The sequence below is a fragment of the Apilactobacillus kunkeei genome, assembly GCF_005930975.1.
Lineage (GTDB): Bacteria > Bacillota > Bacilli > Lactobacillales > Lactobacillaceae > Apilactobacillus > Apilactobacillus kunkeei_E.
Window position 1 is genome coordinate 121,675 of sequence record NZ_VBSE01000043.1, and the last position, 13,248, is coordinate 134,922.

9 protein-coding genes are annotated in these 13,248 nt (G+C 36.8%); 1 reads left to right on the top strand and 8 read right to left on the bottom strand.

Annotated elements, in window-relative coordinates; translation table 11 throughout:
• Nucleotides 1-4 precede the first annotated feature (4 nt).
• The 3 genes from FD688_RS06755 to dnaE form a co-directional block, all read right to left on the bottom strand.
• Nucleotides 5-889: a S1 RNA-binding domain-containing protein gene (locus tag FD688_RS06755; RefSeq protein ID WP_138742341.1), complete on the bottom strand. Its 885-nt coding sequence runs from the start codon at nucleotides 887-889 to the stop codon at nucleotides 5-7.
• Nucleotides 890-997: 108 nt separating this feature from the next.
• Nucleotides 998-2,758 carry a pyruvate kinase gene (pyk, locus tag FD688_RS06760; RefSeq protein ID WP_053795488.1) on the bottom strand — a complete coding sequence of 587 codons (1,761 nt, stop codon included), beginning with the start codon at nucleotides 2,756-2,758 and terminating at the stop codon, nucleotides 998-1,000.
• A gap of 143 nt (nucleotides 2,759-2,901) precedes the next feature.
• Nucleotides 2,902-6,270, bottom strand: a complete 3,369-nt coding sequence (gene dnaE, locus FD688_RS06765; protein ID WP_190242938.1) for a DNA polymerase III subunit alpha — start codon at nucleotides 6,268-6,270, stop codon at nucleotides 2,902-2,904.
• A 114-nt stretch (nucleotides 6,271-6,384) separates the two neighbouring features.
• Between dnaE and FD688_RS06770 the strand changes: the two genes are divergently transcribed.
• Nucleotides 6,385-6,576 carry a DUF2929 family protein gene (locus tag FD688_RS06770; protein ID WP_225349239.1) on the top strand — a complete coding sequence of 64 codons (192 nt, stop codon included), beginning with the start codon at nucleotides 6,385-6,387 and terminating at the stop codon, nucleotides 6,574-6,576.
• Between the two features lie 35 nt (nucleotides 6,577-6,611).
• On the opposite strand, the gene clpB is transcribed toward FD688_RS06770, so the two are convergent.
• From clpB to rpoD, 5 genes are all read right to left on the bottom strand, one after another.
• On the bottom strand, nucleotides 6,612-9,194 hold the full coding sequence (gene clpB / locus FD688_RS06775; RefSeq protein ID WP_138742343.1) for an ATP-dependent chaperone ClpB: 2,583 nt from the start codon (nucleotides 9,192-9,194) through the stop codon (nucleotides 6,612-6,614).
• A 105-nt stretch (nucleotides 9,195-9,299) separates the two neighbouring features.
• The gene (pepT, locus tag FD688_RS06780; RefSeq protein ID WP_138742344.1) at nucleotides 9,300-10,535 is read right to left on the bottom strand and encodes a peptidase T; all 1,236 of its coding nucleotides are present in this window, start codon (nucleotides 10,533-10,535) and stop codon (nucleotides 9,300-9,302) included.
• Between the two features lie 11 nt (nucleotides 10,536-10,546).
• The gene (locus FD688_RS06785; protein ID WP_138742345.1) at nucleotides 10,547-11,350 is read right to left on the bottom strand and encodes a Nif3-like dinuclear metal center hexameric protein; all 804 of its coding nucleotides are present in this window, start codon (nucleotides 11,348-11,350) and stop codon (nucleotides 10,547-10,549) included.
• Nucleotides 11,351-12,046 (bottom strand): tRNA (adenine(22)-N(1))-methyltransferase, encoded by a 696-nt coding sequence (locus FD688_RS06790; protein ID WP_138742346.1) that lies wholly within the window; start codon nucleotides 12,044-12,046, stop codon nucleotides 11,351-11,353.
• 88 nt (nucleotides 12,047-12,134) lie between these two features.
• Entirely contained in the window at nucleotides 12,135-13,247 is a 1,113-nt protein-coding gene (rpoD, locus tag FD688_RS06795; RefSeq protein ID WP_034530776.1) for an RNA polymerase sigma factor RpoD, read from the bottom strand.
• Nucleotide 13,248 lies beyond the last annotated feature (1 nt).

Here is a 13,248-nt window from a genome sequence, read left to right on the forward strand (position 1 = left end):
GATTTTATTCAATATCAGTTTCTTTACCTTTTTCAGTTAATAACATTTCGCCATCTTTTTGTTCAATCAGACGGTTCTTCAAAAGATTACCTACCGCACGTTTGAATTGTCCCTTACTGATACCAAAGAAAGCCTTGATATCTTCAGGGGTACTCTTGTCGGTATAAGCAATTTTTCCATTTTCTGATCTCTTCAAAACAGCAAAAATCATTTTTGAATCGTCACTAATTGCTTCGTATGCACGAGGCTTCATTGAAAGGTTCAATGTTCCATCTCGTAAAATTCCAATCACTCGTACGTCAACTTGTTGACCTAAGCGTGGTTCCATTTCACGTTCGCTTGGATGGATAAATCCTAGTCGATAGTCATCTGTGATAACACGAGTTCCAGCTAGCTTTAATCTGTAAGTTGTCGCCTTCATGTTACGATTTTTTAGCTTGGGATTAGCTGGGATTGAAATGCTCTTAAAGATTTCTTCGTCAGCTAATTCACCCCAAATTCGATCTTTTTTATCGATTTTCAAGGCAATCATGACTTTATCACTATGTTGAGGCCATAACTTTGTTAATTCGGGAAGATCATCGATTGATACGGCGATGTCCTTGTTAGGTAACCCGATATCAACAAAAATTCCCAATCCATACTTGCTTTGGACAACCGTTCCAAATGCATAGTGGTCCACTTGGACATCTGGAATGTTTCTTGTTATTTGCATCTTGTGATTTTCATTTTCATATGCAAATCCCTTAAAGTTACTACCAATTTTTAGCGGCTTTAATATTTCGTCCTTATCCAATAGGAATGTTGTTCCTTCAATTTGAACAAAATAGTTTTTGTCATTTTCGTCAGTTACTTTACCAGAAACAACACGGCCTAAAAAGTTATTCATTAATATTCCTCATTTCGAATCGTTATATGTCAATTCTACACTAATTTACATAATATTTCGATAAAAAAAGAGGATGCATTTAAAATGCATCCTCTTTTCGAGTAAATATTATAGTGAGTTAGCAGCGCCTGCGTAAACAATTCCACGACGTGCATCTACTGTAATAGTTTGACCGTCTGAGATGTTTTCAGTAGCACCCTTAGCGCTAACAATAACAGGAATTCCCAATGAAATACCTAATACTGCAGCATGTGATGTCATACCACCATCTTCAACGATAATTGCGCTTGCCTTCTTAATAGCTGGCAAGAAGTCTTTGTTGGTATTCTTAGCTACCAACACGCCACCGTCAACAGCCTTGCTGTTTGCATCGGCAGCGTTACTTGCTAAAAAAGCTTTACCGATAACAGTCTTGTCGCCAACACCTTGTCCTTGAGCAAGTTCTGAACCGATTAATTTAACGCTCATTACGTTAGTTGTACCCTTTTCGCCAACAGGTAGGCCTGCAACTACAAGGATTAGGTCGCCTTCCTTAGCTAAGCCAGTTTCAACTGCTTTCTTAGCTGCAAAGTCAAACATACCATCACTGTTTTCTGGCTTGTCAACAACGATTGGTTGAACACCCCAGTTAACCATTAGACCACGACGTACACGGTCATCAAAAGTTAATGCTAAGATATCAGCATTTGGATGGTACTTAGAAATCATACGAGCTGAGTAACCAGTTGAAGTAGTAGTTACGATAGTCTTGATGTCAAGATCCTTAACCATTTCAGCAACTTGCTTACCGAATGCTTCAGTAACGTCACCATTGTTGAATGCAGGACGAGCGTCACCGTATTCACCGTAGTGGTTTTCAGCCTTAACGTCTAACTTAGCCATAGTAGCAACTGCTTCTGCTGGGTAGTCACCGTTAGCACTTTCACCTGAAAGCATAGTAGCATCAGTACCGCTTAATACAGCGTATTCAACGTCTGAAGCTTCAGCACGTGTAGGACGTGGGTTTTCAATCATTGAGTCCAACATTTGAGTTGCGGTAATAACTGGTTTACCCATTTCGTTACATCTGTGGATTAAGTGTTTTTGAACGATTGGAACATTTTCAGCTGGAATTTCAACAGCCATGTCACCACGAGCAATCATCAAACCATCAGAAACCTTCATGATTTCTTCAAAGTTGTCGATACCTTCTTGTGATTCAATCTTAGGGAAGATTTGAACGTCTTCTTTGTGTTCGTCTTCAAGTAATTTACGGATGTCTAAAACATCTTCTGGTTTTCTTACAAATGAAGCGGCGATGAAGTTAATGTGCATTTCTGAAAGACCAAAACGAATGTCGCTTGAATCCTTTTCAGTAATACCTGGTAAGTTAATTGAAACACCAGGTGCAGTAACAGTTTTACGTGAACCTAGAGTAGCGTTGTTTTGAGCAACAACAACTAGTTCTTTGTTAGCTTCATCGATTTCTTTGATAACTGAGTCTAAGATACCGTCATCAAATAAGATGTGGCCACCAACGTGAACGTCGGCTAATAAGCCAGGGTAAGTAACGGCGATTTTTTCTTTAGTACCTTCAATAGATTCGTCCATTGAAATTCTAAATTCGTCGTTAGTGTGGAATTCGATCTTACCATCTTTTTGAATAGTAGTACGGATTTCAGCACCCTTAGTATCAAGCATAAGACCAACAGTCTTACCAGTTCTCTTTTCGGCTTCATGCACTTTGTTTAAACGATCAAAGTGTTCTTCATGGTCACCATGTGAGAAGTTAAATCTGAAAACATTAGCGCCAGATTCGATTAATTTGACAATAGTGTCAACATCGGTACTAGCAGGTCCTAATGTACTTACGATTTTTGTTTTCTTCATAAGTAAAAATCTCTCCTTTTATTTTGTATGATAAATCATCCCTAAAAAGATGACTATCATGCATAACTAGGTTTCATCTAGAATTGTATCACTTTTTAAAATTTATGTCTTTTATTTTTGCGCAATTTTTTAATAATTCAAAATTATTTATAAACTACATTACCATTTCCCAATAATTCGATAAGTTTATCATGTAATTCCTTACTATCATTCAAATTATTGTCAGTACTTAACAGCTTTTTGGTACCGTTTTGTGAATTATATATAACGACTTGATGAGTTCCATGATTTTGTTTCATCAATGCATAAACGTTTCTTAATACCTGATTAGAATTATGAGATTCATCAATTTTTAAATACCATTTTTCACTATGCATTTGTTTTTTTAACTTACTCAAAACATTTGCTGCTGGATACATCTTATCGGCAATCAGTTGATACTGACCGTTTCTCTTTTCGGGTTTACCACTTACAAGAATCACCATGGATGTTCTAATCCAATTAGCTATAAGCTTGTAAGTTGATGGGAAGACTGTCACGTTAATGTCTCCGGCAACATCTGTTCCATCAACGAATGCCATATTGTCACCATTCTTGGTTCTAATGGTCTTAACTCGTTGGACAAACAATAGGCAGTTAATTGGTTCGTCATAACTACCCAATTCGTCTGAAGAAACAATCTTCATCGCACTTTGTAGTTGTTGATATTGTTCCACTGGATGTCCTGATAAATAAACACCAACGTATTTATTTTCCAATTCCAGTTTATCAACTAGACTAAGCTCTTCTGCAACTCGCTTCTTAGGCTTTAATGTCTTGAACAAGTCCTGCGATCCGCCACTTAGGTTAACTGATTCAACGTATTCATCAATCGAATTAGCTAACTCGGATCGATTATCACTAAAACTATCAAAAGCACCTACGTAAATAAGTGGTTTTAATAAGTCATTCTTTCTAAACTGTGGAGAAATTCTGGAAATGAATTCTTCTAGTCCCTTGTATGGACCGTTTTCTTCACGACCTTCAACAATTTCACGAATAAAATCACTACGGATTCCCTTGATGCATCTTAGGCCAAAGATAATGTTTTGCCCGTCGTCAATAAACTCTTCAAAAGACTTATTGATATCGGGTGCCAATACATTAATATTACGTTTTTTAGCCTCGACAACATAAACGTTAATCTTATTGTGATTTCCCATTACGGAGTTCAATAATCCAGTAAAGAATTGACGACTAAAATGAGCCTTCAAGTATGCTAATTCGAATGCCATCTTACTGTATGCCACCGCATGAGACTTATTGAAACCGTAACTAGCAAATCGTTCAATGTATTCAAATGTTTGACTAGCAGACTGTTTAGAATAACCCTTCTTTTCAGCTCCTGTGATAAACTTATCTCTCATTGATTCCATAACGCCTTGCTTTTTCTTACTCATTGCTCGACGTAATAAATCGGCTTCCCCAAGTGTGAATCCACCCATGATTGATGCCACTTGCATTACTTGTTCTTGATAAACAATAATCCCGTAGGTTGGTCCTAAAACATCAACAAGCGTTGCATCGATTCCTTCAACTTTTTCTTTGCCCTTCTTTCGAGCAATAAAAGTATCAATATTCTCCATTGGACCAGGACGATACAATGCATCAACTACGGCAACTTCATTGAAATTATCAGGATGTAAGGATTTCAAAACCCGTTTAATCCCGTCAGATTCAAATTGGAATATTCCATTAGTATCTCCCTGCTGGAATAATTCTAGTGTTTTTGGATCATTTAAATTAATCTTTCTGATATCAAAATTACTATTAAAATCTTTCCTAACTAATTGAATAATGTCATTTAAAATTGAAAGGTTCTTCAAGCCAAGAAAATCAATTTTTAACAAACCAATTTCTTCAACATAATTTTTAGAATATTGGGTAATTAATAATTCTTCATTTCCTGATTGAAGTGGTGATGTCTCAACGATTTTGTTTTGACTTAAAACTAATCCGGCAGCGTGAGTTGATGAATGTCTAGGATTCCCCTCCAACTTAGTAGCCGTTTCATACATCAACTTATTTAAAGCATTATCATTTACTAGATTTCTTAGTTTCTGTGAGTTATCGTAAGATTCCTTAAGCGTAATCTTTAACTTATTTGGAATTGCTTTACTCCATTCATCTTGTTCAAACTTAGATAACCCAAAAGTTCTACCAACATCCCTTAATACTTGTTTGGTCGACATCGTATCAAAAGTCACGATTTGGGCAACGTTTTGATGTCCGTATTTGTCATGGACATAGTTTAAAATCACTTCACGTTTATCGTCTGGAATATCCAAATCAATATCCGGCATTTGGGCACGTTGATCATTTAAGAAACGTTCAAACAATAGGTCGTATTCAATCGGATCAACATCTGTAATATACAAGCAAAATGAAACAAGTGATCCGGCTGCTGAACCACGTCCGGGACCGGTCATGATGTTTTGTTGATGAGCATAGTTAATAACATCCCACACGATTAGGAAATAATCATTAAAGCCCATTCCATCAATCACTTGTAATTCGTGCTTTAGGCGATCACGATAAACTAGCCATTTATCTTTTGGAACCGCTAATTCTACTAAACGATGCTTTAAACCAGTTATACATAAATCAGCTAGGAAATCCTTTGATGACATATTTTTACCATTTTCATAGTGTGGTAAAACCGGTTGTTTTTTACTAATCTCGACATGACAACTTTGCGCTACTTTTTCGTTATTAGTTAGGCATTCTTCAAGTCCCTTTAACTGGTAGTCATTAATTACGTCAGAACTTTGTTTTAACCAGTTCTGTGTTTCTTCATGACTTTCACCCAGTGGATTGGTTAGACGACGATTATCATCTCGAATGCATTGCATTACCTTCAGTGCGAATGCATCATCACTATTTAGATTTTGGACTCTAGATGATGCAATTAGGTCAATCCCTAATTGTTCTGATAATGATTTTACTTGTTCAATGTAGTCATTATCTTCTAGTTTTTCTTCACTAATCGCCAAAAATATATCATCTTCTTGGTGGCCAGTCTTAAGATTACTTATAAAATCACTCACTGTATCGACTTGGTGTTGTTTAATAATCGCTGCTACCTCGCCGTAATCAGGAACAATTATAAAGGTATCTTTGGTAAAACTAAGTACATCATCTATTGAAAGATTTTCGTTTTCCCTTGTTTTAGCTAGAGTTGATAATTTCATGATGTTTCTGTATCCATCATTATTCTTTGCTAAAACAATCAATTGATTCGACTCCTCACCTGCTGAGAAATTCTCAACAGACAAAGTAAGTCCGATAATTGGATGAATATTATTTTTTATACACTTATCATAGAATTCAACTGCACCATACATAACTTTGTCATCAGTCAACGCCAGGTTAGTATACCCACGTTTAATTGCTGTTGAAATTAATTCATCTATTGATATCGTACTATTCAACAAACTGTATGAACTCATTACGTTTAACGGTGTATAATCCATAAAAATCATCCCTTTCCTTCAACAATTATAACAAAAATATCAATTGGTTGGATTATTTATAACTGTTTTTTACTTCTTAACTGTGGTAAAATTTCTATGAAATGTGAGGTGGATATGATGAAATTCATTATTTCAAATCTATTAGTTATTTTCTGGGCTGTTATCTTCGGTGAAATCATCGGATACATTGCCAGTCAATTAACTGGACTAACCTATAACTTAACTGAAATTGGTGTCGTATCAGCCGTCGTTGTATTAATTGCTGTTAACGCTTTAACACTTATTTCAAAACACTCAGTAAAATAAAAAAAGCTCAAGTTAATCAACTTGAGCTTTTTTGTTTATTCAAATGTTAATTCGTTGTTGGCTAATCCAATCTTAACTGTAGACTTGGCTTTTACCTTGTCTGCAATGATTAACTTAGCCAATGGGGTTTCGACATTTCTTGTCACAAATCTTTGTAATGGCCTTCCACCGTACTGTGGATCGTATCCATTATCAGTAATCCAGTCTAGGGCTTCATCACTGACTTCAATCTTGATTTGTTGAGCATTTAAACGTTGCCCTAATTGATCGATTAAATGTTTAACAATTTGTCTTACATCCTTCTTGGATAGTGGCTTGAATGTGATGATGTCATCAATTCTATTTAGGAATTCTGGTTTGAAGCTCTTCTTCAACAAGTCATCAACTTGTTTCTTAGCCTTATCAGAAATATTTCCGTCCTTATCCAAACCATTCAATAAGATATCAGAACCTAAGTTTGATGTCATAATCAATAGCGTATTCTTGAAATCAACTGTGTGGCCTTGACCATCAGTTAATCTTCCATCGTCTAACACTTGTAGTAAGACATTGAAGACATCAGGATGCGCTTTTTCTATTTCATCAAACAAAATAATGGTGTATGGGTCTCTTCTAACAGCTTCAGTTAATTGGCCACCTTCTTCGTAACCAACGTATCCTGGAGCAGCACCGACAAGTCTAGAAACAGATTCTTTTTCCATATATTCTGACATATCAATTCTTACCATGTGTTCTTCTGAATCAAATAGGTTTTCAGCTAATGATTTGGCAAGTTCGGTCTTACCAACACCGGTAGGTCCTAAGAATAGGAATGATCCTAGTGGTTTGCTTGGATCTTGTAAACCAGCTCTAGAACGTAATACCGCATCAGAAACAGCTTCAACGGCTTCATCTTGACCAACTACTCGTTTGTGTAAGTTATCGTCTAAATGAAGTAGTTTTTCTCTTTCACCTTGCATCAAACGGGCAACCGGAATCTTAGTTTCACGGCTTAATACTTCGGCAATACCGTCTTCTGTAACTGATTCACTAACCAACCAGTCGTCTTCATGGTCTTGGCTCTCCATCTTAGCTAGTTCTTCTTCAAGCTTTGGAATCGTACCATGTTTTAGAATTGCAGCCTTATTTAAGTCGTATGAACTTTCGGCTTGTTGCAAGTCGTTTTTAGCTTGGTCTAATTCAGCCTTCTTGTCACCTAATGTCTTAATGGATGACTTTTCTTGTTTCCATCTAGCATTTAACTTATTAACGGTTTCCTTTAAGTTAGCTAATTCTGGTTCTAGTTTGGCCAAACGAGCCTTGGATCCGTCGTCTTCTTCGTTCTTTAATGCGGCTTCTTCGACTTCGGCACGCATTAACTTACGGTTGGCTTGATCCAATTCAGTTGGATTGGAGTTCATTTCCACTTCGATTGTTGAAGATGCTTCATCGACTAAATCAATCGCCTTATCTGGTAAGAAACGGTCTGGAATATAACGGTCCGCCAACTTAGCAGCTGCAACTAAGGCATTATCATGAATTCTTACTCCGTGATGAATTTCTAGTCGTTCCTTAATTCCACGAAGAATTGTAATGGTGTCGTCAACACTTGGTTCGTCAACGCTAACCTTTTGAAAACGTCTTTCAAGCGCCTTATCCTTTTGCATGTTCTTTCTGTATTCATCAACAGTAGTTGCACCAATCAAATGGAGTTCACCACGAGCTAACATTGGTTTTAAGATATTTCCGGCATCCATACTACCTTCTGATTTTCCGGCACCAACAATGTTGTGAATTTCATCGATGAACATGATAATTTGGCCTTCAGATTTTTTAACAGCCTTTAAAACCGCCTTCAAACGTTCTTCGAATTCACCACGGTACTTGGCACCAGCAATCAATGAACTCATGTCTAGTTCAAACAATGATTTATCCTTTAGATTTTCAGGAACATCATTTACGGCAATACGCTTTGCTAAACCTTCAACGATAGCTGTCTTACCAACACCGGGATCACCAATCAATACAGGATTATTCTTGGTCATTCTGGAAAGAATTCTGATTACGTCTAGAATTTCTTCGTCTCTACCGATAATAGGGCCTAACTTACCCGCTCTTGCTTCCGCAACCAAGTCGACACCATATTTCTTAAGTGCTTGATAATTATCTTCTTGATTCTTTGAAGTCACCTTTTCGCCACCTCTGATATTTTGTACTACTTCTTCAATCTTTTGTTTTGTAATTCCTTGGTCTTTTACATAGTCGACAACTTTGTTACCTGTTGTATCCATCAATGCGATTACTAATGTATCAACGGCGACATAGCCATCACCCAAGTTTGTTTTTTCTTTTTCTGCGTTTTGTAATAGTTCGAGCATACTGGATGAAATATTTTGTCCATAGGCCACGCCTCGGCCATCTACTGTTGCAATTTCATCTAGCTGTTGATCCAATTGCTTTTCGAAATCATCAACGTTCATCCCTGCTTCAGCAAAAATCTGTCTTGCTAATTCACCTGGTTGAACCAATACCTTGAATAAATGGGTAATTGTGATTTCTTGATGTTTGCGATTAGCAGCCACCTTTTGTGCTTCAGCTAACGCTTGTGATACTGCTTCTGTTAATTCATCTGGATTCAATTATTTCACCTACTTAATAAAAATTACCTATGAGAAATCCATCTCATAGGTAAATTCTACCAAAAGGTCACATTAAATCAAATTATTTTGACCTTTTTTGACTAATTATTTTTCTGCGTTTAATTTAGCGATTTCAATGATGACATCACATGCTTTTTCCATTGTTTGAACAGATACGTATTCAAAACGACCGTGCATATTTTCACCACCGGCAAACAAGTTTGGTGTTGGTAATCCCTTAAATGAGATTGTTGAACCATCAGTTCCCCCACGAACTGGGAAAATGTCTGGTTGAACATCAACATTGTTCATTGCTTCCTTGGCTAAATCAACAACTTCCATGTTCTTCTCGATTACTTCGGCCATGTTGTAGTATTGATCCTTAACTTCAACGTGAACGCGGTCATAATCAAAGCGTTTGTTCATTTCATCAGCAATCTTTTTGAAGTATTGTTTTCTTTCTTCAAAACGGTTTCTGTCATGATCTCTGATGATATAAGACATCTTAGTGTTATCTGGAGTACCATTGATTTCAAGTAAGAAGTAGAATCCTTCCTTACCATCAGTGTATTCAGGTCTTTCGTAAGCAGGTAGCTTAGCATTGAATTCCATTGCTAGAAGAGCTGCATTGACCATAACATCCTTAGCTTCACCAGGATGGACATCGGTTCCTTTAATTTCAACGGTTGCACCAGCGGCGTTAAAAGTTTCGTATTGTAATTGACCTTTAGCTCCACCATCAACAGTATAAGCCATATCAGCACCGAAATCTTCAACGTCGAACTTCAATGAACCAGTTCCGATTTCTTCGTCCGGGCCAAAACCAACTTTGATTTCACCGTGCTTAATTTCAGGATGGTCAATTAAGTACTTCATGGATGAAACGATTTCAGAAACTCCTGACTTGTCGTCAGCTCCTAATAAAGTGGTTCCATCAGTTGTGATAAGAGTATCACCAGAATACTTATGTAGACTTTCAAATACGTTTGGATCTAAGTTGTATTCCCCGTCACCTAATTTGATGTTTGATTTTCCATCATAGTTTTCTACAAATTGAGGGTTCACATTTTCTGAATTAAAATCAGCAGTATCAATATGTGAAATGAAACCAATTTTCTTTACATCTTTGTCGATGTTTGAAGGTAGGGTTGCAAATACATATGCACTTTCTTCATTTGTTCTTACGTTAGATAACCCAATTTCTTTTAGTTCTTCTTTTAATTGATTTAAAAATATAGTTTCACGGTTTGCTGATGGAATGGTAGTGCTACTTTCATCAGAACGCGTATTAATCTTAACGTATCTCAAAAAACGAGGTACTAAGTCTTCATACTTACTCATGGTGTTTCCCCCTAAATAAATTGATATGGATCAGTGTTTATAGAAGATTCTATCACATCTATTGGCCAATCATAATCTTTTGCCCATTCTTTGAACATTTCTGCCAAATATGGTTTGCAAATGCTTTCGATATGGTGGCCAGGATCAACAACTGACATGTGATCAGCAATCATATCATGACCAACATGATAATAAACATCCCCGGTAACATAAACGTCTGCATCTTTATCCTTAGCAATGTTATAGAACTTACCACCATCGCCACCTAAAACGGCGACCTTTTTCACTGGCTTATTCAATTCATGACTAATTAGTCGAAGACCGGAAACATTGAAATATTCCTTACAATTACGAGCAAATTGTTCGACTGTTGTGGTTTCCTTTAGTTCACCAATGCGACCCATGAAATATTCAACGCCCTTATAGTCTCCTTGGCTTACTAGTCCTTCAACGTTTCTTAAGTCCATTGCTTCAGCTAACCAATCGTTCATACCTCCATCGGCATTATCCAAATTGGTGTGTGCAGAATAAACAACAATGTTGTGCTTAATGATATCGGCATACATCTTGTTTTGTGGGACATCTAAATCCATGTTTTTAACGGGTCTAAACATCGCTGGGTGATGAGAAAAAATCATATCACAATCGTTTTCAATCGCTTCTTCAACTACTTCTGGTCTAACGTCTAAAGTTACTAATACCTTATGAATTTCTTGATTAATCGATCCAATTTGCAAACCAATTGGATCATGTTCAACCGCAATCTCCTTTGGTGCAAATTTTTCAAACTGGTTAATTAAGTCGAATGCTTTCATTTATAACACCTCTTTAATTTCCTCAATTTCCTTCTTCATTGAATTAATCTTATCAACTGGTTTATCATGCTTGGCCAAGTTCATTTGGTCAATTACCATTTCAATTCTTTCAATTTCGTTTTCCCACTTTTCAACGAAAACATCTGAGTGTTGTTTTAGTAAAAACGGGCCAAACTTAATTTCTTGTTCTGTGTATTTTACTGGTTCGTCGATCTTTTTCGCAACGATAATTTCATAGGTGTGACCGTCTTCTCTTAAGATAGTTTCATCACTAATTTCATATTGGTTATTCATTAACCATGTTCTCAAGCGATCTTCCCCGACGTTTGGTTGAAGAATCAATAATTCGTTACCTGATAAGTGTGACTTACCATTTTCTAGGATATTCTTGATCAAAGTTCCACCCATTCCGGCAATGGTAACACAATCAATTTTGTCCTCTGGTTGTACTGATAATAATCCATCAGCTAATCTAGTGTCGATTCGGTCACTTAAACCTTCAGCTTTGATTTCCTGAATTGCGTTATCTAGAGGTCCCTTAGCAACCTCACTAGCAATTCCAAATTCAATTTGTTTTTGTTTCATCAAATAAACTGGCAAGTATGCATGATCTGAACCGATGTCTGCTACTCGACTATTTTGCGGAACAAAATCTGCAACTATTTTCAATCTTTGAGATAACTTATTTGCGTCCATAAAAACACCTTTTCTACTTTGTTATTATTTATATTATAACCGCTATAGAAAATAAAAAACAGATAGCAAATGCTATCTGTTTTAATTATTATTCAAGGAAATCCTTTAGTTGTTTACTTCTGGATGGGTGGCGTAACTTTCTCAAAGCCTTAGCTTCAATTTGTCTAATTCTTTCACGAGTAACACCAAAGACCTTACCAACTTCTTCAAGGGTTCTAGTACGACCATCGTCTAGACCGAAACGTAATCTTAGAACGTTTTCTTCACGGTCAGTTAAAGTATCTAAGACACCTTCAAGTTGTTCCTTTAGTAATTCATATGCAGCGTGGTCGGCTGGACTAGTTGCATCTTGGTCTTCGATAAAGTCACCTAAGTGAGAGTCATCTTCTTCACCAATTGGTGTTTCTAGAGAAACTGGTTCTTGAGAAATCTTTAGAATGCTTCTAACCTTTTGAGTTGGCATATCCATTTCAGCACCAATTTCTTCAGGTGTAGGTTCACGACCTAAATCTTGAAGTAATTGTCTTTGAATACGGATTAATTTGTTGATTGTTTCAACCATATGAACTGGAATTCTGATAGTTCTAGCTTGGTCAGCAATCGCACGTGTAATAGCTTGTCTAATCCACCAAGTAGCGTAAGTTGAGAACTTGAAACCTTTTCTGTAATCAAACTTTTCTACGGCCTTCATTAGACCCATGTTACCTTCTTGAATCAAGTCCAAGAATTGCATACCACGACCAACGTAACGCTTAGCAATTGAAACAACCAAACGAAGGTTAGCTTCAGCTAGTTCTTGTTTAGCTTCTTCGTCGCCTTCTTCAATACGAAGAGCCAAGTCAACTTCTTGGTCAGCAGTTAAAAGTGGAACACGTCCGATTTCTTTTAGGTACATTCTAACTGGATCGTTAATCTTAACACCAGTAGGAGCTGAAGCTGAGTTTTTCAATTCAGCTTGAGTAACCTTTTTAGCTGCTTCTAGGGCACGTGGATCCGGATCACCATTTTTATCAACAACACTGATACCAGCGTCTTCGATTTTTTCTAGTAATTCGTACATTTCAGTCTTAGTTAGCTTGAATGGCACAGCAATTGTGTCATTAACATCGTCATAAGTAACGTGTCCAACTTTCTTTTGCTTCTTAATTAAAGCGTTGGTTGATTCTTTTAGTTCTTTCTTGTTTAACTTCTTTTCAGCCATT